The organism is Pseudomonas chlororaphis subsp. piscium (assembly GCF_003850345.1).
GTDB lineage: Bacteria > Pseudomonadota > Gammaproteobacteria > Pseudomonadales > Pseudomonadaceae > Aquipseudomonas > Aquipseudomonas piscium.
Genome location: NZ_CP027707.1, coordinates 5493456 through 5515767 on the forward strand (window position 1 = coordinate 5493456; position 22312 = coordinate 5515767).

Genomic DNA, 22312 nt, shown 5'->3' on the forward strand with positions numbered 1-22312 from the left:
AGCCCTGCCACCTTGCCTTCCAGGCCTTCTGAAACACTGCTTTCAGGCCTCCTGCCGACTACCGCAAAGACTGCTTAAGTCATTCATTCACAATGGAATGTAGCGATGACCTGATCTAAGTCAGCTGTTTTTATTACGCGCAGATCTACTCTGACGTCTCTCTTCTCCTGCAATGGAGTCACGCAATGTCTGACACTCCCGGAAAACTACGACTTGGTGCGTTAGTCGCCTTGGTAGTCGGCTCGATGATTGGCGGCGGGATCTTTTCCTTGCCACAAAACATGGCGGCAAGTGCCGATGTAGGCGCTGTTCTTATTGGTTGGGCTATTACCGCTGTCGGTATGTTGACGCTGGCCTTCGTGTTCCAGACCCTGGCCAACCGCAAGCCCGATCTGGACGGTGGTGTCTACGCCTATGCCAAGGCCGGTTTCGGCGACTACATGGGCTTTTCTTCGGCCTGGGGCTACTGGATCAGTGCCTGGCTGGGCAACGTCGGCTACTTCGTGTTGCTGTTCAGTACCCTGGGCTACTTCTTCCCGATCTTCGGCGAGGGCAACACGCCGGCCGCGGTGATCGGCGCCTCGGTCCTGCTGTGGGCCGTACATTTCCTGGTGCTGCGCGGGATCAAGGAAGCGGCCTTCATCAACCTGGTGACCACGGTCGCCAAGGTGGTGCCGCTGCTGCTGTTCGTGCTGATCGCCCTGTTCGCCTTCAAGCTGGACATCTTCACCGCGGACATCTGGGGCGTGAAGAACCCCGACCTGGGCAGCGTGATGAACCAGGTGCGCAACATGATGCTGGTCACCGTCTGGGTGTTCATCGGCATCGAAGGCGCGAGCATCTTCTCGTCCCGCGCGGAAAAACGCTCGGACGTGGGCAAGGCCACCGTGATCGGCTTCATCACCGTGCTGCTGTTCCTGGTGCTGGTGAACGTGCTGTCGCTGGGCATCATGACCCAGCCGGAACTGGCGAAGCTGCAGAACCCGTCGATGGCGGCGGTGCTGGAGCATGTGGTCGGCCACTGGGGCGCGGTGCTGATCAGCGTCGGCCTGATCATCTCGCTGCTGGGGGCGCTGTTGTCGTGGGTGCTGCTGTGCGCGGAGATCATGTTCGCCGCGGCCAAGGACCACACCATGCCGGAGTTCCTGCGTAAGGAAAACGCCAACCACGTGCCAGTCAACGCCCTGTGGCTGACCAACGCCATGGTGCAGATCTTCCTGGTCATCACCCTGTTCTCGGCCAGTACCTACCTGTCGCTGATCTACCTCGCCACCTCGATGATCCTGGTGCCCTACCTGTGGTCGGCGGCCTATGCCGTGCTGCTGGCGGTGCGCAACGAAACTTACGAAACGGCCCTGGCCGAACGCAAGAAAGACCTGTTGATCGGCTCCATTGCCCTGATCTACGCGATCTGGCTGCTGTACGCCGGCGGGGTCAAGTACCTGCTGCTCTCCGCCCTGCTCTACGCCCCCGGCGCGATCCTGTTCGCCAAGGCCAAGCTGGAGCTGGGCAAACCGATTTTCACCAACGTCGAGAAGCTGATTTTCGCCGCAGTGGTCATAGGCGCCCTGTTGGCCGCCTACGGGCTCTACGACGGCTTCCTGACCCTGTAACGGCACGATTGTTTCTACCTCTGGAGGATCACTGTAATGACCACGGAAAAAGTTAAGTACGGCGTCCATTCCGAAGCCGGCAAACTGCGCAAAGTCATGGTTTGCTCCCCAGGCCTGGCCCATCAGCGGCTGACCCCGAACAACTGCGATGAACTGCTGTTCGACGATGTGATCTGGGTCAACCAGGCCAAGCGCGACCATTTCGACTTCGTCACCAAAATGCGCGAGCGTGGGATCGAAGTCCTGGAAATGCACAACCTGCTGACCGATACGGTGCAGAACCCCGAAGCCCTGAAGTGGATTCTGGATCGCAAGATCACCCCCGACACCGTCGGTGTCGGCCTGACCAACGAAGTGCGCAGCTGGCTCGAAAGCCTGGAGCCGCGCAAGCTGGCCGAGTTCCTGATCGGCGGCGTGGCCGGCGAGGACCTGCCGGAAAGCGAAGGCGCCAGCGTGATCAAGATGTACCGCGACTACCTGGGCCACTCCAGCTTCCTGCTGCCGCCGCTGCCCAACACCCAGTTCACCCGCGACACCACCTGCTGGATCTACGGCGGCGTGACGCTCAACCCGATGTACTGGCCGGCCCGTCGCCAGGAAACCCTGCTGGCCAGCGCCATCTACAAATTCCACCCCGAGTTCGCCAACGCCGACTTCGAGGTCTGGTACGGCGACCCGGACAAGGATCACGGCCAGGCCACCCTCGAGGGCGGCGACGTCATGCCGATCGGCAATGGCGTGGTGCTGATCGGCATGGGCGAGCGGACCTCGCGCCAGGCCATCGGCCAACTTGCCCAATCCCTGTTCGCCAAGGGCGCGGTGGAAAAAGTGGTGGTGGCCGGCCTGCCGAAATCCCGTGCGGCAATGCACCTGGACACCGTGTTCAGCTTCTGCGATCGCGACCTGGTCACGGTCTTCCCGGAAGTGGTCAAGGAAATCGTGCCGTTCGTCATCCGTCCCGACACCAGCAAGCCCTATGGCATGGACGTGCGACGGGAGAACAAATCATTCATCGAGGTGGTGGCCGAGTCCCTGAACCTCAAGCAACTGCGCGTGGTGGAAACCGGCGGCAACAGCTTCGCCGCCGAACGCGAGCAGTGGGACGACGGCAACAACGTGGTGGCCCTGGAACCGGGCGTGGTCATCGGCTATGACCGCAACACCTACACCAACACCCTGCTGCGCAAGGCCGGCGTGGAAGTGATCACCATCAGCGCCGGCGAACTCGGCCGCGGCCGTGGCGGCGGCCACTGCATGACCTGCCCGATCGTGCGCGACCCGATCGATTACTAAGCGCCTCTTATTCCGACATAGCAGCTTGCCGTTGCCCCCACGAAGGGCCTCGGCAAGTGGACGACCGAAATCAAAGGAGATCCATCATGGCTTTCAACATCCACAACCGTAACCTGCTCAGCCTCGAGCACCATACCGCGCGCGAACTGCGCTACCTGCTCGACCTGTCCCGCGACCTCAAGCGCGCCAAGTACACCGGCACCGAGCAGCAGCACCTCAAGGGCAACAACATCGCCCTGATCTTCGAGAAAACCTCGACCCGTACCCGCTGCGCATTCGAGGTCGCCGCCTATGACCAGGGCGCCAACGTCACCTACATCGACCCGAACTCGTCGCAGATCGGCCACAAGGAAAGCATGAAGGACACCGCCCGCGTGCTCGGGCGCATGTACGACGCCATCGAGTACCGCGGCTTCAAGCAGGAAATCGTCGAAGAACTGGCGAAGTTCGCCGGGGTGCCGGTGTTCAACGGCCTGACCGACGAATACCACCCGACCCAGATGATCGCCGACGTGCTGACCATGCGTGAGCACGCCGACAAGCCGATCCATGACATCAGCTACGCCTACCTGGGCGACGCCCGCAACAACATGGGCAACTCCCTGCTGCTGGTGGGCGCCAAGCTCGGCATGGACGTGCGCATCTGCGCGCCAAAGGCCCTGTGGCCCCATGACGACCTGGTCAGCCGCTGCAAGCAATACGCGGAAGAAAGCGGCGCCCGCATCACCCTGACCGAAGACCCGAAAGCCGCGGTCAAGGGCGTCGACTTCATCCACACCGACGTCTGGGTATCGATGGGCGAGCCGGTGGAAGCCTGGGCCGAACGTATCCAGCAACTGCTGCCGTACCAGGTCAACGCCGGGCTGATGAAGGCCACCGGCAACCCACGGACCAAGTTCATGCACTGCCTGCCGGCGTTCCACAACAGCGATACCAAGATCGGCAAGCAGATCGCCGAGCAGTATCCGAACCTGGCCAACGGCATCGAAGTGACCGACGACGTGTTCGAGTCGCCGGCCTGCATCGCCTTCGAGCAAGCGGAAAACCGCATGCACACCATCAAGGCGATCCTGGTCTCGACCCTGGCCGACCTGTAACCACGACGTCCGGGCCGACCGCCTGGCGGCCGGCCCCTCGACCTGTAGGAGCGAGGCTTGCCCGCGATGGCGTCAAACCTGACATCACACCATCGCAGGCAAGCCACGCGCCCACGGGATCACCGAATTCTGGAAGGAATGCATTATGCGTATCGTCGTCGCATTGGGCGGCAACGCCCTGCTCCGCCGTGGTGAACCCATGACCGCGGACAATCAACGCGCCAATATCCGGATCGCCACCGAACAGATCGCCAAGATCCATCCCGGCAACCAGCTGGTGATCGCCCACGGCAACGGTCCGCAGGTCGGCCTGCTGTCGCTGCAGGCGGCGGCCTACACCTCGGTGTCGCCTTACCCGCTGGACGTGCTCGGCGCCGAAACCGAAGGCATGATCGGCTACATCATCGAACAGGAACTGGGCAACCTGCTGGACTTCGAAGTGCCCTTCGCCACCCTGCTGACCCAGGTCGAGGTCGACGCCAAGGACCCGGCGTTCCAGAACCCGACCAAGCCCATCGGCCCGGTCTACGGCAAGGAAGAGGCACAAAAGCTGGCCAAGGAAAAAGGCTGGGCCATCGCCCCCGATGGCGACAAGTACCGCCGCGTGGTGGCCAGCCCGAAACCCAAGCGCATCTTTGAAATCCGCCCGATCAAATGGCTGCTGGAAAAGAGCAGCATCGTGATCTGCGCCGGCGGTGGCGGCATCCCGACCATGTATGGCGAGGATGGCAAGCTCAGGGGCATCGAGGCGGTGATCGACAAGGACCTGTGCTCGGCGCTGCTGGCCGAACAGCTGGAAGCCGATCTGCTGGTGATCGCCACCGACGTCAACGCGGCCTTTATCGACTGGGGCAAGCCCTCGCAGAAGGCCATCGCCCAGGCGCACCCGGACGAAATGGAAAAACTCGGCTTCGCCGCCGGCTCCATGGGACCAAAGGTCCAGGCGGCCTGCGAGTTCGCCCGCCATACTGGAAAAGTCGCGGTGATCGGTTCACTCTCGGACATCGAAGCGATCGTCCAGGGCCAGGCCGGTACGCGCATCAGCACGGCCCAGCCGGGCATCACCTACCGATAAGAGAAACCCAGGGGGCAGGCTCCAGGCCTACCCCCTCTCCCATGCCTTGAAAGGAGAGAACCATGGCCCAGTTCGAACCCGGTCATTTGCACATCGAACGACACGCGCTGAACAAGGACGATGTCAGCTACAACATCTGCATCGACTACGAGGTCGCGCAGGATCCCAAGGAAGGCAAAGGGATGCAGTTCAAGATGCACGGAACGATTCAGGGCAAGACGATCGATGAACCCTTCTTCCTGCCCAAGGATCAGGCGTACAACTTCGCCAGCAACGTGACGAAAATCGCCGAGAAGTATGGGATTCCCAAGGCAATGAGCAGCATCGGTTCGGTGCACAAGCACTACGACGCGATGTTCGAGGATGTGCGGGTGCAGTTGAACATGAAATCCGGGGATCCGGTAAAACCCGAACATCTCGAATAACCCCAGCCCGTGGGTCGCGGGCTTCCTCTACCTCTGACTTGTAGGAGCGAGGCTTGCCCGCGATGGTCGTCAAGGATGACGCGGGCAGCCTGATACGCCGCGGCGTCGTTGAGTTCATCGCGAGCAAGAACTGGGCGTCCCCCTTGCTCCTACAGAAGCCCCGGCGGACCCTACAGCGGATTTCACCAAACCCCGTCCGCCAAGGCATACTTGCCACCCTCCGTTTTCCAGAACCCTTGATCGCCCCATGCGCATCCACGTCAGCTTTATCGACCGCGTCGGTATCACCCAGGAAGTCCTGGCCCTGCTCGGTGGGCGCAACCTCAACCTGGATGCGGTGGAGATGGTGCCGCCCAACGTCTACATCGACGCCCCGACCCTCAGCCCACAAGTGCTGGAAGAGCTGCGCGACGCACTGTTCAGCGTGCGCGGCGTGCAGGCGGTGACGGTGGTCGACATCCTGCCCGGCCAGCGTCGCCACCTGCAGCTCGATGCCCTGCTGGCGGCGATGACCGACCCGGTGCTGGCCCTGGACAGCGCCGGCAAGGTGCTGCTGGCCAACCCGGCGCTGATCGCCCTCTATGGCCGCGAGCCGGCCGGGGAAAGCGTGGCCGAGCTGTTCGACGACCCGGCGCTGCTGGACACCCTGCTGGAACAGGGCTTTCGCCTGCCCTTGCGGGAAATCACCCTCAACGGCCAGACCCTGCTGCTGGACGCCACACCGATCACCGACGCCGGCGCGCTGCTGACCCTGTATCAACCCAATCGCATCGGCGAGCGCCTGTCGGCCCTGCACCACGACCATGCCGAAGGCTTCGATGCCCTGCTCGGCGACTCCCCGGCCATCCGTACCCTCAAGGCCCGCGCCCAGCGCGTCGCCGCGCTGGATGCGCCGCTGCTGATCCAGGGCGAAACCGGTACCGGCAAGGAGCTGGTGGCGCGGGCCTGCCACGCCATCAGCGCGCGGCACGGCGCGCCGTTTCTCGCGCTGAACTGCGCGGCCTTGCCGGAAAACCTCGCCGAAAGCGAACTGTTCGGCTACGCCCCCGGCGCCTTCACCGGCGCCCAGCGCGGCGGCAAGCCGGGGCTGATGGAGCTGGCCAACCAGGGCACGGTGTTTCTCGACGAAATCGGCGAAATGTCGCCCTATTTGCAGGCCAAGCTGCTGCGTTTTCTCAACGACGGCAGCTTTCGCCGGGTGGGCGGCGACCGTGAGATCAAGGTCAATGTGCGGATCCTCAGCGCCACCCACCGCGACCTGGAAAAGATGGTCGCCGAGGGCAGCTTTCGCGAAGACCTGTTCTATCGCCTCAACGTGCTGAATGTGGAAGTGCCGCCCCTGCGCGAGCGCGGCCAGGACATTCTGTTGCTGGCGCGCTACTTCATGCAGCAGGCCTGCGCGCAGATCCAGCGCCCGGTCTGTCGCCTGGCGCCCGGCACCTATCCGGCGCTGCTGGGCAACCGCTGGCCCGGCAACGTGCGCCAGCTGCAGAACGTGATCTTCCGCGCGGCGGCGATCTGCGAAAGCAGCCTGGTGGACATCGGCGACCTGGATATCGCCGGCACCTCGGTGGCGCGCCAGAACGACACCGAAGTCGAGAGCCTGGAACAGGCCGTCGAGGAGTTCGAGAAGACTCTGCTCGAAGGCCTCTACGTCAACTACCCCTCGACCCGCCAACTGGCCAGCCGCCTACAGACCTCCCACACCGCCATCGCCCATCGCCTGCGCAAATACGGCATCCCCAACAAGCCCTGAGCCTGCCGCTTCTGCCTGCACTTCTTGCTTCTGTAGGAGCGAAGCTTGCTCGCGATGAGCCCGAGGGCGCCGCATTCAGCCAGGGAGTACGCGTCATCGTTGACGACCATCGCGAGCAAGCTTCGCTCCTACAAAAAACAGTGCGAAAAGCGACCTCCACCTGTACTGAAAGCGCTACAGCGGAACGATATCGCTACACTCGGTTGCAATCGGCGCTACGCAAGGCTTTGATCCCCATAGGCTTTTCCCTGGCCCTCCAACTGTAGCGATTTCGCTACAGCTGTCAGCTTCCACTCGCCAAGAAAAACATTTAACTCATTGATTTATAACAACTAAAAAACATTGGCCGCATTTTTGCTAAGGGCTTATCCATTCAGCTCGGCCCTACACGAGCATTCAATCGCGTCCACCAGACGAATCTGGCCCCTTGAGGAGTTTCCATGAGCGAGTTGCGTTTTACTGAAGATCACGAATGGCTGCGTACCGAAGCCGATGGCAGCGTTACCGTCGGCATCACGGCTTTCGCGCAAAACGCCCTGGGCGATGTGGTGTTCGTGCAATTGCCGGAACTGCAGGCCTACGACAAGGGCGCTGAAGCCGCCACCGTGGAATCGGTAAAAGCCGCCAGCGGCGTGTACATGCCCCTGGACGGGGAAGTGGTGGAAACCAACCCGGCCCTGGAAGCAAGCCCGGAGCTGGTCAACGAAGACCCGCTGGGCGACGGCTGGTTCTTCCGTTTCATTCCCGCGGACGCCGCCGCTGTCGGCCAACTGCTGGATCAGGACGCCTACGACCGCCTGATCAAAGCCAACGCCGACGCCTGAGGAGCCGCCATGACTCACGTTAACCTGAGCACCGCCAACGAATTCATCGCGCGCCACATCGGCCCGCGCCAGGACGACGAGCAAGCCATGCTCAACAGCCTGGGCTTCGACTCCCTGGAAGCCTTGAGCGCCAGCGTGATCCCCGACAGCATCAAGGGCACCAGCGTCCTCGACCTGCCCGCCGGCCAGAGCGAAGCTGACGCACTGGCCTCGATCAAGGCCATCGCCGCCAAGAACCAGCTGTTCAAGACCTACATCGGCCAGGGCTACTACAACTGCCACACGCCGTCGCCGATCCTGCGTAACCTCCTGGAAAACCCGGCCTGGTACACCGCCTACACCCCGTACCAGCCAGAAATCTCCCAGGGCCGCCTGGAAGCGCTGCTGAACTTCCAGACCCTGATCAGCGACCTCACCGGCCTGCCGATCGCCAACGCCTCCCTGCTCGACGAAGCCACCGCCGCCGCCGAAGCCATGACCTTCTGCAAACGCCTGAGCAAGAACAAGGGCAGCCACGCCTTCTTCGCCTCCAGCCATTGCCACCCGCAGACCCTCGACGTGCTGCGCACCCGTGCCGAGCCGCTGGGTATCGACGTGGTGGTCGGCGACGAGCGCAAACTGACCGACGTCAGCCCGTTCTTCGGCGCCCTGCTGCAATACCCGGCGAGCAACGGCGACCTGTTCGACTACCGCGAGCTGACCGAGCGCTTCCACGCCGCCAACGCCCTGGTGGCGGTCGCCGCCGACCTGCTGGCGCTGACCGTGCTGACCCCGCCGGGCGAATTCGGCGCCGACGTGGCCATCGGCAGCGCCCAACGCTTCGGCGTGCCGCTGGGCTTCGGTGGCCCGCATGCGGCCTACTTCTCCACCAAGGACGCGTTCAAGCGCGACATGCCGGGCCGTCTGGTCGGGGTGTCCGTGGACCGTTTCGGCAAGCCGGCGCTGCGCCTGTCCATGCAGACCCGCGAGCAACATATTCGTCGCGAGAAAGCCACCAGCAACATCTGCACCGCCCAGGTGCTGCTGGCCAACATCGCCAGCATGTACGCTGTGTACCACGGCCCCAAAGGCCTGACCCGGATTGCCCGGCGCATCCACCAACTGACCGCGATCCTGGCCCAGGGCCTGAGCAAACTGGGGATCAAGGTCGAGCAGGAAAGCTTCTTCGACACCCTGACCCTGCACACCGGCGCGCGCACCTCGGCGCTGCACGACAAGGCCCGCGCCCAGCGCATCAACCTGCGGGTGATTGACGCCGAGCGCCTGGGGCTGTCCCTCGACGAAACCACCGGCCAGGCCGACGTACAAGCGCTGTGGAACCTGCTGGCCGACGGCCAGGCGCTGCCGGACTTCGCCGCGCTGGCCACCACGGTACAGAGCCGTATCCCGGCGCCGCTGGTGCGTCAATCGGCGATCCTCAGCCACCCGGTGTTCAACCGCTATCACTCGGAAACCGAGCTGATGCGCTACCTGCGCAAGCTGGCGGACAAGGACCTGGCCCTGGACCGCACCATGATCCCGCTGGGCTCGTGCACCATGAAGCTCAACGCCGCCAGCGAAATGATCCCGGTCACCTGGGCCGAATTCGGTGCCCTGCACCCGTTCGCCCCGGCCGAGCAAAGCGCCGGCTACCAGCAACTGACGTCCGAACTGGAAGCCATGCTCTGCGCCGCCACCGGCTACGATGCGGTGTCCCTGCAGCCGAACGCCGGCTCCCAGGGTGAATACGCAGGCCTCTTGGCCATTCGTGCCTATCACCAGAGTCGTGGCGACGACCGTCGCGACATCTGCCTGATCCCTTCGTCCGCCCACGGTACCAACCCGGCCACCGCCAACATGGCCGGCATGCGCGTGGTGGTCACCGCCTGCGACGCCCGCGGCAACGTCGATATCGATGACCTGCGGGCCAAGGCCATCGAGCACCGCGAGCACCTCGCCGCGCTGATGATCACCTACCCCTCGACCCACGGCGTGTTCGAGGAAGGCATCCGCGAAATCTGCGGCATCATTCATGACAACGGCGGCCAGGTGTACATCGACGGCGCCAACATGAACGCCATGGTCGGCCTCTGCGCCCCGGGCAAGTTCGGCGGCGACGTGTCGCACCTGAACCTGCACAAGACCTTCTGCATTCCCCACGGCGGTGGCGGCCCGGGCGTCGGCCCGATCGGCGTCAAGTCGCACCTGGCACCGTTCCTGCCGGGCCACGCGGCCATGGAACGCAAGGAAGGCGCGGTCTGCGCCGCGCCGTTCGGCAGCGCGAGCATCCTGCCGATCACCTGGATGTACATCCGCATGATGGGCGGCGAAGGCCTCAAGCGGGCCTCACAGCTGGCGATCCTCAATGCCAACTACATCTCCCGTCGCCTGGAAGAGCACTACCCGGTGCTCTACACCGGCAGCAACGGCCTGGTGGCCCACGAGTGCATTCTCGACCTGCGCCCGCTCAAGGACAGCAGCGGCATCAGCGTCGACGACGTCGCCAAGCGCCTGATCGACTTCGGTTTCCACGCCCCGACCATGTCGTTCCCGGTGGCCGGCACCCTGATGATCGAGCCGACCGAAAGCGAATCCAAGGAAGAGCTGGACCGCTTCTGCGACGCCATGATCCGCATCCGCGAAGAAATCCGCGCGGTGGAAAACGGCAGCCTGGACAAGGACGACAACCCGCTGAAGAACGCCCCGCACACCGCGGCGGAAATCGTTGGCGAGTGGTCGCACCCCTACAGCCGCGAACAGGCGGTGTACCCGGTGGCCTCGCTGATCGACGGCAAGTACTGGCCTCCGGTCGGCCGCGTCGACAACGTGTTCGGCGACCGCAACCTGGTATGCGCCTGCCCGTCGATCGAAAGTTATCAGGACGCGTAAAACGGCATCGCCGTCCATCGCAGGCCAGCCTCGCTCCTACAGTTTCTGCGTATACCTGTAGGAGCGAGGCGGCTTGCGACGAATACCGGCCAGACCGAACCGCAACACCCGCTTCCCCCGTGCGTGCCGATCAACACAATAAGAAACCGGAGAACCAACATGTCCTTGAGCGTGTTCGACCTGTTCAAGATTGGCATCGGCCCCTCCAGCTCCCACACCGTTGGCCCGATGCGCGCGGCCGCGCGCTTCGTCGAAGGCCTGCGGCGTGACGGACTGCTGGGCGCCACCACCTGCGTCAAGGTCGAGCTGTACGGCTCGCTCGGCGCCACCGGCAAGGGCCACGGCAGCGACAAGGCCGTGCTCCTGGGCCTGGAAGGTGAACACCCGGATACCGTGAATACCGAAAACATTGCCGCGCGCCTGCAGGAAATACGCAGCAGCGCACGCTTGACCCTGCTCGGCGAACACGTCATCGCGTTCAACGAGAAAGAACACCTGGCCATGATCCGCAAGCCCCTGGCCTACCACCCCAACGGCATGATCTTCCGCGCCTTCGATGCCGCCGGGTTGCAGATTCGCAGCCGCGAGTACTACTCGGTGGGCGGCGGCTTCGTGGTCGACGAGGACGCCGCGGGGGCCGACCGCATCGTCGAAGACACCACCAAGCTGACCTTCCCCTTCAAGAGCGCCAAGGACTTGCTCGGTCACTGCACCACCTATGGCCTGTCCATCAGCCAGGTGATGCTGACCAACGAAAGCGCCTGGCGACCGGAAGCGGAAACCCGCGCCGGCCTGCTGAAGATCTGGCAAGTGATGCAGGACTGCGTGGATGCCGGCTGTCGCAACGAAGGGATCCTGCCTGGCGGCCTGAAGGTCAAGCGCCGTGCGGCCGCCCTCCACCGCCAGCTGTGCAAGCACCCCGAGGCGGCCCTGCGCGATTCCTTGTCGGTGCTGGACTGGGTCAACCTGTACGCCCTGGCGGTCAACGAAGAAAACGCCAACGGCGGGCGTGTCGTCACCGCGCCCACCAATGGCGCCGCCGGCATCGTCCCAGCGGTGCTGCATTACTACATGCGCTTCATCCCCGGCGCCAACGAAGACGGGGTGGTGCGTTTCCTGCTGACCGCCGCCGCCATCGGCATTCTCTACAAGGAAAACGCCTCCATCTCCGGCGCCGAAGTCGGCTGCCAGGGCGAGGTCGGCGTGGCCTGCTCGATGGCGGCCGGCGGCCTGTGCGAAGTGCTCGGCGGTACCGTGCAACAAGTGGAAAACGCCGCCGAGATCGGCATGGAACACAACCTCGGGCTGACCTGCGACCCGATCGGCGGCCTGGTGCAGGTGCCCTGCATCGAGCGCAACGCCATGGGTTCGGTCAAGGCGATCAACGCCGTGCGCATGGCCTTGCGTGGCGACGGGCAGCATTTCGTCTCCCTCGACAAGGTCATCCGCACCATGCGCCAGACCGGCGCCGACATGAAAAGCAAATACAAGGAAACCGCCCGCGGCGGTTTGGCAGTCAACATTATCGAGTGCTGATGCAGGCACACAGGCATCTCACGTTTATCCAGGAGCTGAACATGTCCACCGAAACACTGTTGAAGACCCCGCTGCATTCGCTGCACCTCGAACTCGGCGCGCGCATGGTGCCGTTCGCCGGTTACGACATGCCTGTGCAATACCCGCTGGGCGTGATGAAAGAACACCAGCACACCCGTGAGCAGGCCGGCCTGTTCGACGTCTCGCACATGGGCCAGATCCGCCTGACCGGCGCCAATGCCGCCCAGGCCCTGGAAGCCCTGGTGCCGGTGGACATCATCGACCTGCCCGTGGGCATGCAGCGCTATGCCATGTTCACCAACGAAAACGGCGGCATCCTCGACGACCTGATGGTCGCCAACCTGGGCAACGACGAACTGTTCCTGGTGGTCAACGCCGCCTGCAAGGACCAGGACCTGGCTCACCTGCGCCAGCACATTGGCCAGGCGTGCGGCATCGAGCCGCTGTTCGAGACGCGCGCCCTGCTCGCCCTGCAAGGCCCGGCGGCCGTCACCGTGCTGGCGCGCCTGGCGCCGGAAGTGGCGAAGATGACCTTCATGCAATTCACCCGCGTGAAGCTGCTGGGCGTGGACTGCTTTGTCAGCCGTTCGGGCTACACCGGCGAAGACGGTTTCGAAATCTCGGTGCCGGCGGCCGACGCCGAAACCCTGGCCCGCGCCCTGCTGGCCGAGCCGGAAGTGGCCGCCATCGGCCTCGGCGCCCGGGACTCGCTGCGCCTGGAAGCCGGCCTGTGCCTGTATGGCCACGACATGAACAGCCAGACCACACCGATCGAAGCCAGCCTGCTGTGGGCCATCTCCAAGCCACGTCGTGCCGATGGCGCGCGGGCCGGCGGCTTCCCGGGCGCGGAACAGGTGTTCGCCCAGCAGCTCAATGGCGTGCAGCGCAAGCGCGTGGGCCTGCTGCCCCAGGAACGCACACCGGTGCGTGAAGGCGCGGAGATCGTCAACGAAGCGGGCGAGGTGATCGGTAGCGTCTGCAGCGGCGGTTTTGGTCCGAGCCTGGGCGGTCCGTTGGCCATGGGTTACATCGACAGCGCCTATGTCGCACTCGATACGCCAGTTTGGGCAATTGTTCGTGGGAAAAAGGTGTCAATGCTTGTAAGCAAAATGCCATTCGTTGCACAACGCTACTATCGCGGTTGATCGACTGTTTCTATAAGTAACGCGGTTGCGTTAAAAGTGCACTAATCTGTAACGCAACCGCCATAAAATAGTGCATATTTTCGATATTGAACTTGCCTTATAACAGTTGAAAACAATTGAACAACTCTATCGAATAAGCCCAGACGCCTAGTTCCGGCAACAGCTGCCAAGCTGAGGAAAACCGGGGCTTCGCAGGGCTTGTTTTTTCTCCCATAGTTGGCGTAGAGTTTCCCCACTGTGTTTGCATGGGTCGCTTGGAATCGTGACCTGGGCAGTAGCCAACAAGTTTGCTACAACCCGTTCGACGTCTCTTACTTTCCTGCAACCCAGCCCAGTACTCTTTCATGAGGAAGAGACTGTCATTAATTTTTTAGCGTCAAAGGAAATAAGAAATGTCCCAACGTCAGAGCGGTACCGTCAAGTGGTTTAACGACGAGAAAGGTTTTGGTTTTATCACTCCAGAAAGCGGTCCGGATCTGTTCGTGCATTTCCGCGCTATTCAGGGCAACGGCTTCAAGAGCCTGAAAGAAGGCCAGAAAGTGACCTTCATCGCTGTGCAGGGCCAAAAAGGCATGCAGGCTGACGAAGTTCAAGCCGAAGGCTGATCGTCTGTAACGAAAAAGCCCCTGATGCTGACATCAGGGGCTTTTTTGTGCGCGCAATTCCGTAAAATGGCTTCTTTTTTCGATCGAGAGGCCTGTGATGCCAAAGCACCTGCTAACCCCCCAGGGCGATTTTCCCGCCGCTGGCCTGGGCCGTCGTCTGGCAGCGATGTTCTACGATTTCCTGCTGTGCACCGCACTGCTGATCGTCACGGGCGGCATCTACAAATTCATCCAGCTGCAGATCCTCGGTGAAACCCGGATGCGCACCCTGACCGAATCCGGCGCCCTGGACGGCGATCCGCTCTACTCCACCGTCCTGCTGTTCGTGCTGTTCGCCTTCTTCGCCAAGTTCTGGACCCATTCCGGCCAGACCCTGGGCATGCAGGTCTGGGGCATTCGCGTGCAGAACGCCGACGGCAGCCGCATCAGCCTGTGGCAGGCCCTCCTGCGCTTCATGGTCTCGATCGCTTCCTGGCTGTGCGCCGGGCTGGGTTTCCTCTGGGTCCTGGTCGACAAGCAGAAGCGCAGCTGGCCCGACATCTACTCTTCCAGCCAGATCGTGCGCATTCCCAAGCAGAAAAAATAATCCACCGCATACAAAAACGCCCCGAATGTCGGGGCGTTTTTCTGTGCGCTTGTCGAAGGCGATCAGGCATTGCCCGCCAGCTTCATCCGCGCCGCCTGGGTGAAATCCAGCATGCGCTTGAGCGGACGAATGGCCTGGGGAATCAGCGCCGGGTCGACGAATATCTCGTTGCTGCCCTCACGCAGGCTCTGCAAGGTGCGCTCCAGGGTGTTCATGGCCATCCACGGGCAATGGGCGCAGCTGCGGCAAGCCGCGCCGTTACCGGCCGTTGGCGCCTCGATAAACACCTTGTCCGGGCACAGCTGCTGCATCTTGTAGAAGATGCCGCGGTCGGTCGCCACGATCAGCGTCTTGTTCGGCAAACGTTGCGCGGCGGCAATCAGCTGGCTGGTGGAGCCCACCGCATCGGCCAGCTCGATGACCGAGGTAGGCGATTCCGGGTGGACCAGAATGGCCGCATCGGGATAGAGCGCCTTCATGTCCTCCAACTGCTTGGACTTGAACTCTTCGTGGACGATGCAGGCACCGTCCCACAGCAGCATATCGGCACCGGTCTGGCGCTGGATGTAGGTGCCCAGATGCTTGTCCGGCCCCCAGATGATGGTTTCGCCGTTATCCATCAGGCTTTCGACGATTTCCAGGGCGCAACTGGAGGTCACCACCCAGTCGGCCCGGGCTTTGACCGCTGCCGAGGTGTTGGCGTAGACCACCACGGTGCGTTCCGGATGCTGGTCGCAGAACGCCGAGAACTCTTCCACCGGGCAACCCAGGTCGAGGGAGCAGGTGGCTTCGAGGGTGGGCATCAGTACCCGTTTCTCGGGGTTGAGGATCTTCGCCGTCTCGCCCATGAACCTGACACCGGCGACCACCACGGTCTTGGCCGGGTGAGCGTTACCGAAGCGGGCCATTTCCAGGGAATCGGACACGCAGCCGCCGGTCTCTTCGGCCAGGGCCTGAATCACCGGGTCACAGTAGAAGTGAGCCACCAGCACCGCGTCCTGAGCCTTGAGCTCGGCAGCTATCGCGGCACGGTAATGGGATTCCTCTGCGGCCGTCAGCGGCTTGGGCTGTTTGGCGTCAAGGTGGGCCTGAACCAGAAGGCGTTCGGAAATTTGCGTCATGATCGCAAGACCTGCGGGCGCTTATGCGCGAAAGTCGAGTATACACCCGGCTCCGGACCCGTTGAGGGTACCGCCGGGAGAGTGAGTATTCATCAGGTAGGTGCAGCGTTGAAACTGCGCAAGGCTACAGAATATCCCCTTGATGTAAAAGATGATTCTGACCTGTGTCACAGGGCTCGCCCCAGCACGCAAGCCCACAAATTGCAGCCTCTGCACAAGCGCCTCAGCGCAAACGGCTCAGTGACGCGCAATGCGCACTTGCACCATTTTTGAGCATCACAGGCAGGCGAGCCTCAGCCCGGCGGCGAATCCCCTCGATCGACCAAGCGTTTTTTTACACTTCATAGCAATTTTATCTTTCTGCGCTAACGTCAGTTACAGAAACAGCTAACTGCTGGTTGGTTGCAGCAACACTTGGCGGGCTCTGGTTCAGATGACGGAGAAATGATCCCTGCTGACCGGCCCTTGCGGTTTACCCCAGCCCAAACAAGGAAGCAGTGCATGAACAGTGATTGTGTACAGGTGCTCAGGAGAGTGGCGTGGACATTGATTGTCGCTGGTCTTCCCACCGGAATGGCCATGGCGGCATCAAATAACTGCGCTGGATTGCAACCACTGCCGTCGACGGTGGAAGTGGGAGAGGGTCAGCAGACGATAATGCACTCCCCCGTCGCCATTACCCGGTTGGCCGTGGGCGACCCGAAAATTGCCGATGTGTATCTCAATGGGCGGGATTCATACCTGCTGACGGGCATTGCGCCCGGCGCAACCAGCCTGATGGTCTGGACAGCCTGCGACAAGGAACCTCGCCAGAGCATGGTATTCGTTCAGGGCAAAGGTCCGCATTCGATGGTCAGTTCGCTATTGCCCCCCTCCGAAGATCCGTCTCTGCCCAGCCAGGTGCAGACCGATATCCGTTTTGTCGAAGTCAGCCGCACCAAGCTGAAAGAGGCCGGCACCTCGATCTTCGGCAAGAGCGGTAACTTTCTGTTCAGCTCCCCGGGCACGGTTCCGAACCTGAGGGTGACACCCGGCAATATCGGCGGCCTCGCACCGAACATACTGCTCAACAACGGCGCATATAATATCGGCTTTGGCGGCGGTAACGTCCTGGGGCTGATCAACGCCCTGGAAGGCAGTGGGTTTGCCTACACCCTGGCGCGTCCAAGCCTGGTGGCGCTGAGCGGACAAAGCGCAAGCTTCCTGGCCGGTGGCGAGGTGCCGATCCCGGTCCCCAGCAGCGGCAGCGACAGCATTACCATCCAGTACAAGGAATTCGGTATTCGCCTGACCCTGACCCCCACAATCGTCGGAAATGACCGCATCGCCTTGAAGGTCGCCCCGGAAGTCAGCGAACTGGACTTCACCAACGGGATTACCGTCAACGACATCTCGGTGCCAGCCCTGGTTGTGCGTCGCACCGACACCAGCATTTCCCTGGCCGACGGTGAGAGCTTCGTGATCAGCGGCCTGATCAGCACCACCAATACTACGGCCGTGAACAAGTTCCCCGGCCTGGGAGATATTCCGATCCTGGGCGCATTCTTCCGTGATTCTTCGATCAGACGCGAAGAGAAGGAACTGCTGATGATCGTCACCCCGCATCTGGTGCAACCGCTGGCGGTCAACGCCAAGCTGCCAGTATTGCCTGGCGAGCCACTGCGCAACTACGACCCGAACTGGTTCCGTCTGTACTTCCTGGAAAACGGCAACTATGACCAGGCCTCCAGCGGGCTGTCGCAATGACCCAAGGTTCTGACTCGTCGCTTACCGCGCTCAAGCTCAATGGCACCGGACTCGGCAAGTCCGGTGCCGGCCATTCCTCGACAATCGGATTGTTCCAGGAGGGAAAAATGAAAGTAGTCATTGCTGCCTTAGGGCTGCTCATGCTCGGCGGTTGTGCCACGAACGGCGGCGGTGCCTGGTCGAAGCAGGCATGCAGCAAGCTGGATTCGGACCAGGAACTGTCGCTGAGCCTGGCCGACGACATGATCGGCGAAGGCAAGCTGCATGCCGGCCTGGCCAATCTGCAACGCCTGCCGGATGACCTGGCACAGGTTCGCATGCGCAAGGCCAAGATCTATCGCCAGCTCGGCCAAAGCGAGGCCGAACCCCTGTACCGCAGCCTGCTCAGCACCTGCCTGGCCGCCGAAGGCGAGCATGGCCTGGGCCAACTGGCAGCGTCACGCAACGATAACGCTCTGGCCCTGGAACATCTGACGCGGGCGGCACGCCTGTCCCCCACCGACGAGAAAATCCGCAACGACCTGGGGGTGGTCTACCTCAACCAGGGGGATACCAACCGGGCCCGCTTTGAGTTCCTCACGGCCATGGAGCTGAAACAGGACAACCAGCTGGCAACCCTCAACCTGGTGACCTTGCTGATTTATCAAGGCAACTGGAAACAGGCCTCGGACCTGGTCAATCGTGCCGGCCTGAAACCCGAACAAGTCACCAGTGCCAAGGAGCGGGCCGAAAAACTCAGGAACGCGACGAAGAAGTCAGCTAAGGATCAGGCAGTCACTGCTACGGACTCGTCGCCATCGAGTGTCAATCAACCAATAACGCAGAGGTAGTGATGAAATACCAAACGCTTAGCTGCCTGGGACTCTTGCTTCTTCCGCTGGTGACCCAGGCTATCGAACCCGGCCCGGCCTCCCTGTCACAACAGTCGACCGAAACCTGGCTGCTGCTGCAGAGTCGTAACCAGGTCAAGTCGCCCATTCCGCAGAACGCCTCGCCCAGCGAACGGGAACTGACCCTGCAGCGCTGGCTGGACAACTACAAACACCCGATCCCCGAGTACTACAAGGAGTACGTAGGTTCGGGTAGTTCGGGTAGTTCAAAGTGACAATGAATCGCGATGGTGTTCAGTTCAGAGGGGGCAATGCCATCCATGCAGATGGCCCTTGCCCCTCCCCTCTTTCATAGCTTCCCGAATACTTTGAACACACCGATGATTGCCGGTCCTATGGCCACCAGAAAGAAGCTTGGCCACAGGCAGAAGATCAGCGGAAACACCAGCTTGGTGCCGATTTTTGCGGCCTTCTCTTCGGCCTGCTGGGTGCGCCGGTCACGAAACTCCTCGGCATAGACACGCAAGGTCGTACCGACACTGGTCCCGAAGCGAATGCTCTGCGCCAACAGACTCACCAACCCGCGAATGTCCTCCAGCCCGGTACGCTCGGCCAGATGCTTGAGCGCTTCGGTACTGGGAATCCCGGCCCGGATCTCGGAGTTGACCAGGGCCAGCTCCATGGCCAGCTCAGGCTGGCTGACCGCTATCTCTTCCGACACCCGCTCGATCGCCTGGGGCAAGGCAAGGCCTGACTCCACGCAGACCACCATCAAGTCCAGCGCATCCGGAAAGGCGACGAGCAAACGGGTCATCCGCGCGTTCCTGCGGCTGTCGACATAGATGGCCGGTGCCAGCCAGCCTACCCCCAGCGCCAGGAGCACCAGCCCCATCCCCAGAAGCAGCGAGACCTTCGGTATCAGCGGCAGCGCCAGGACCGCCAGCGCCATCAATACCAACGGCGTCAGCAGGCGCACCGCCCAGTACATCTGCACAGCGGCCTGGGAGCGAAAGCCCGCATGGATCAGCAAGGTCCGGGTCGCCGAGGCCTGCTCCTGCTCACCGGAGACAAAGCGCTGGCCGACCTGCTCCAGCATCAATTGCAGATTGCTCGGCGCCCCCTGCCGATGACCGTCGCCGCCATGGCCGCGCTTGATCAGCAACAGACGACGGTGCACGGGGTCCTGCAGGCCTTGCGCCAGCAACACCAGGGTCGCCACGGCCAGTACCACGCTCAGGCCGATGGCCCCGGCGAACAGCAGGCGCGCCAGTTGTTCGTTACCGACCACACTGTTGATCAGACTCAGTAGATACTCCATGACCTCACCCCCTACGAGTGATTGTGCTCACACCTGAATCCGGATGATCTTGCGTATCCAGAAGATTCCCACCAGCATCGCCACAAACGCGCCAAGCACCATCTTGCGCCCCAATGACTCATTGATGAGCAGAGGCAGATAGGTCGGGCTCGAAAGCACAATCCCCGCCGCCAGTACAAAAGGCATCGCCACCAGGATCCAGCCCGACAGGCGCCCTTCGGCCGAGAGCGTCTTGACCTTGCGCTGAAAGCGGAAGCGGCCGCGAATCAGGCTGCTCAAACGCTCCAGTACCTCTGTCAGGTTGCCGCCCGTCTCGCGATGGATCAGCACAGTGGTCACCAGCATCATCACCGTCATGCTCGGCATGCGCTCCAGCAGGCCAAGCATGGCCCGACGCACATCGTTACCGTAGTTGATGTCGGCAAAGGTCAGGCCGAACTCGTGGGCAACCGGCCCCTTGTGCTCGTCGGCCACCAATTGCAGGGTTTCGTTGAACGGATGTCCGGCACGCAGCGCCCGGCACATGGCATCCAGTGCATCCGGCAACTGCTCCTCGAACAGGGCAAAGCGTTTGTTGCGGTCCCGGGAGATTTTCAGCACCGGCAGCCAGAAGGCCGCAGCCGCAGCCGGGAGCGCCGCCCACCAGAGTTGCGTGAACAGCCACATCCCCATACCAGCCACCATCATCAGGACCAGGCTGAGCATCAGCACCCGATAGGCGCGGTACTCATGCCCGGCCTGCTCGATCATCTGCGCCAGGGCCTCCATCGCCGGCAACTGCTCCAGGCGCGCCTCCAGCGGGGACAAACGGCGCAGGTATTTCTGGCGCAGTACCGACTGCATGTTCTCCAGGTTACTGGCCCGCTCCAGCAGGTCGAGGCGACTGCGAATACGCTTGCGCACCTTGCCGGCCTCGCCGAACACCGGCACCGCCACGCTCTGGCTGAGCAGGAATATGGCGGTGAATACCATGCCGAGAAACGCCAGGATAAATTCGCTGGGGATCTGATGCATGACTAGCCCTCCATCCAGTCTGGCCGGAACAGGCTGAGCGGCAGCTCGATGCCCCGTTTGGCCAGCACATCGCGAAACGCCGGAACCATGCCCGTGGGGCGGAACTCGCCCAGGACCTCGCCTTTCTCGCCCAGACCACTGCGCGCGAAAGAGAAGATCTCGGTCATGGTGATGATTTCCCCTTCCATGCCGTTGATTTCCTGCACGCTGACCAGCCGTCGCGTACCGTCCTCCTGCCGCTCCAGCTGGATGACCACGCCGATGGCCGAAGCGATCTGCTGACGCAAGGCCTTGATCGGAAAGGTCGCCCCCGTCATCGACACCATGTTCTCGATCCGTCCCAGGGCATCGCGGGCGGTGTTGGCGTGGATGGTGGTCAGCGAGCCGTCGTGGCCGGTATTCATCGCCGTCAACATGTCCAGCGCCTCGGCGCCACGCACCTCGCCGATCACGATGCGGTCCGGCCGCATACGCAGGCTGTTGCGCACCAGCTCCCGCTGGCCCACCTCGCCACGGCCCTCGATGTTCGACGGACGGGTTTCCAGGCGCACCACATGGGGTTGCTGCAGTTGCAGCTCGGCCGAGTCTTCGATGGTCACGATCCGCTCGTTGTGCGGAATGAAACTGGACAACACGTTGAGCATGGTGGTCTTGCCACTGCCAGTCCCTCCGGAGATCAGGACATTCAGCCGGCCGCGGACGATGGCCTTGAGCATCAGGGCGATGGCCGGGGTCAGGGTGCCCATCTGCACCAGGCTCTCGGTGTTGAGCAAATCCACGGCGAAGCGGCGGATCGACATGCTCGGCCCATCGATGGCCAGCGGTGGAATGATGGCGTTGACCCGCGAACCGTCCTTCAGGCGCGCGTCCACCAGCGGCGAGGACTCATCGATGCGCCGCCCCAGGCTGGAAACGATGCGATCGATGATATTCAGCAGGTGCTGGTCGTCGCGAAAACGCACATCCGTCCTTTGCAGCTTGCCGAAGCGCTCGACGTACACCGAGGCATGACCGTTGACCAGGATGTCGGACACACTCGCGTCATTCAGCAACGGCTCCAGAGGTCCGAGACCGAGCACCTCGTCGGTGATCTGCTTGAGGATCAACTGGCGGCTGCTGGCATTGATCGGCGCCGAATGCTCATCGAGCAGACGCTGACAGATGTCACGGATCTGCCGCCCGGCCTCGGCCGGCTCCAGGGAATCGAGGAGCGACAGGTCCATGACCTTGAGCAACTGCTGGTAGATCTTTTCCCGCCACTCGGCCTCCATCGGACCAAGCTTGGTCCTGGTTTCATAGAGCAGGTCCGGCACACTGGCCTCCCAGGCCATGAGTACGCTGGCGCACTCTTTGCCGTCGAGGGACGCATCCTGCGTTTCTGCCGATGCCTGTTTGCCGGGTTGCTGACGCAGGCGGTTACGAAAGTCGCTGAGCATGGC

General features: G+C 62.4%; 19 protein-coding genes. 15 read left to right on the top strand and 4 right to left on the bottom strand.

Annotated features, from left to right (window positions below):
- Positions 1–185: 185 nt before the first annotated feature.
- The 12 genes from arcD (at position 186) to C4K38_RS24785 (ending at position 14844) form a co-directional block, all read left to right on the top strand.
- Entirely contained in the window at positions 186–1613 is a 1428-nt protein-coding gene (gene arcD / locus C4K38_RS24725; RefSeq protein WP_053280585.1) for an arginine-ornithine antiporter, read from the top strand.
- Positions 1614–1649: 36 nt separating this feature from the next.
- Entirely contained in the window at positions 1650–2906 is a 1257-nt protein-coding gene (arcA, locus tag C4K38_RS24730; protein ID WP_053280586.1) for an arginine deiminase, read from the top strand.
- Positions 2907–2992: 86 nt separating this feature from the next.
- Positions 2993–4003, top strand: coding sequence for an ornithine carbamoyltransferase (locus tag C4K38_RS24735; RefSeq protein WP_053280587.1), 1011 nt, complete (start codon positions 2993–2995; stop codon positions 4001–4003).
- A 145-nt stretch (positions 4004–4148) separates the two neighbouring features.
- Complete coding sequence (gene arcC / locus C4K38_RS24740; RefSeq protein WP_053280588.1) at positions 4149–5078, top strand: carbamate kinase; 930 nt, start codon at positions 4149–4151, stop codon at positions 5076–5078.
- A 62-nt stretch (positions 5079–5140) separates the two neighbouring features.
- The gene (locus C4K38_RS24745; RefSeq protein WP_053280589.1) at positions 5141–5503 is read left to right on the top strand and encodes a DUF5064 family protein; all 363 of its coding nucleotides are present in this window, start codon (positions 5141–5143) and stop codon (positions 5501–5503) included.
- 247 nt (positions 5504–5750) lie between these two features.
- On the top strand, positions 5751–7259 hold the full coding sequence (locus C4K38_RS24750) for a transcriptional regulator GcsR (RefSeq protein WP_053280590.1): 1509 nt from the start codon (positions 5751–5753) through the stop codon (positions 7257–7259).
- Between the two features lie 440 nt (positions 7260–7699).
- On the top strand, positions 7700–8083 hold the full coding sequence (gene gcvH, locus C4K38_RS24760) for a glycine cleavage system protein GcvH (RefSeq protein WP_053280591.1): 384 nt from the start codon (positions 7700–7702) through the stop codon (positions 8081–8083).
- Positions 8084–8092: 9 nt separating this feature from the next.
- Positions 8093–10951, top strand: a complete 2859-nt coding sequence (gene gcvP / locus C4K38_RS24765; protein ID WP_053280592.1) for an aminomethyl-transferring glycine dehydrogenase — start codon at positions 8093–8095, stop codon at positions 10949–10951.
- Between the two features lie 159 nt (positions 10952–11110).
- Positions 11111–12487 (top strand): L-serine ammonia-lyase, encoded by a 1377-nt coding sequence (locus C4K38_RS24770; protein ID WP_053280593.1) that lies wholly within the window; start codon positions 11111–11113, stop codon positions 12485–12487.
- Between the two features lie 41 nt (positions 12488–12528).
- Entirely contained in the window at positions 12529–13653 is a 1125-nt protein-coding gene (gene gcvT / locus C4K38_RS24775; protein ID WP_053280594.1) for a glycine cleavage system aminomethyltransferase GcvT, read from the top strand.
- A gap of 392 nt (positions 13654–14045) precedes the next feature.
- Complete coding sequence (locus C4K38_RS24780; protein WP_007931076.1) at positions 14046–14258, top strand: cold-shock protein; 213 nt, start codon at positions 14046–14048, stop codon at positions 14256–14258.
- A 97-nt stretch (positions 14259–14355) separates the two neighbouring features.
- On the top strand, positions 14356–14844 hold the full coding sequence (locus C4K38_RS24785; RefSeq protein ID WP_053280595.1) for an RDD family protein: 489 nt from the start codon (positions 14356–14358) through the stop codon (positions 14842–14844).
- A gap of 62 nt (positions 14845–14906) precedes the next feature.
- Here the strand turns inward: C4K38_RS24785 and nadA are convergent, their stop codons facing one another.
- A complete protein-coding gene (gene nadA, locus C4K38_RS24790) occupies positions 14907–15965 on the bottom strand; it encodes a quinolinate synthase NadA (RefSeq protein WP_025805878.1) in 1059 nt (352 codons plus the stop codon).
- A 501-nt stretch (positions 15966–16466) separates the two neighbouring features.
- On the opposite strand from nadA, the gene C4K38_RS24795 reads away from it, so the two are divergent.
- The 3 genes from C4K38_RS24795 (at position 16467) to C4K38_RS24805 (ending at position 18816) form a co-directional block, all read left to right on the top strand.
- A complete protein-coding gene (locus tag C4K38_RS24795) occupies positions 16467–17711 on the top strand; it encodes a type II and III secretion system protein family protein (RefSeq protein ID WP_053280596.1) in 1245 nt (414 codons plus the stop codon).
- 107 nt (positions 17712–17818) lie between these two features.
- Positions 17819–18541, top strand: coding sequence for a tetratricopeptide repeat protein (locus C4K38_RS24800; protein WP_025805880.1), 723 nt, complete (start codon positions 17819–17821; stop codon positions 18539–18541).
- Positions 18542–18543: 2 nt separating this feature from the next.
- Positions 18544–18816 (top strand): DUF3613 domain-containing protein, encoded by a 273-nt coding sequence (locus C4K38_RS24805; protein ID WP_025805881.1) that lies wholly within the window; start codon positions 18544–18546, stop codon positions 18814–18816.
- 74 nt (positions 18817–18890) lie between these two features.
- On the opposite strand, the gene C4K38_RS24810 is transcribed toward C4K38_RS24805, so the two are convergent.
- Genes C4K38_RS24810 through C4K38_RS24820 form a run of 3 tightly spaced genes read right to left on the bottom strand, consistent with a single transcriptional unit; the run spans position 18891 to position 22309 of the window.
- Positions 18891–19859, bottom strand: a complete 969-nt coding sequence (locus tag C4K38_RS24810) for a type II secretion system F family protein (RefSeq protein ID WP_025805882.1) — start codon at positions 19857–19859, stop codon at positions 18891–18893.
- Between the two features lie 27 nt (positions 19860–19886).
- Complete coding sequence (locus C4K38_RS24815; protein ID WP_053280597.1) at positions 19887–20873, bottom strand: type II secretion system F family protein; 987 nt, start codon at positions 20871–20873, stop codon at positions 19887–19889.
- 2 nt (positions 20874–20875) lie between these two features.
- Positions 20876–22309, bottom strand: a complete 1434-nt coding sequence (locus C4K38_RS24820; protein ID WP_053280598.1) for a TadA family conjugal transfer-associated ATPase — start codon at positions 22307–22309, stop codon at positions 20876–20878.
- Positions 22310–22312 lie beyond the last annotated feature (3 nt).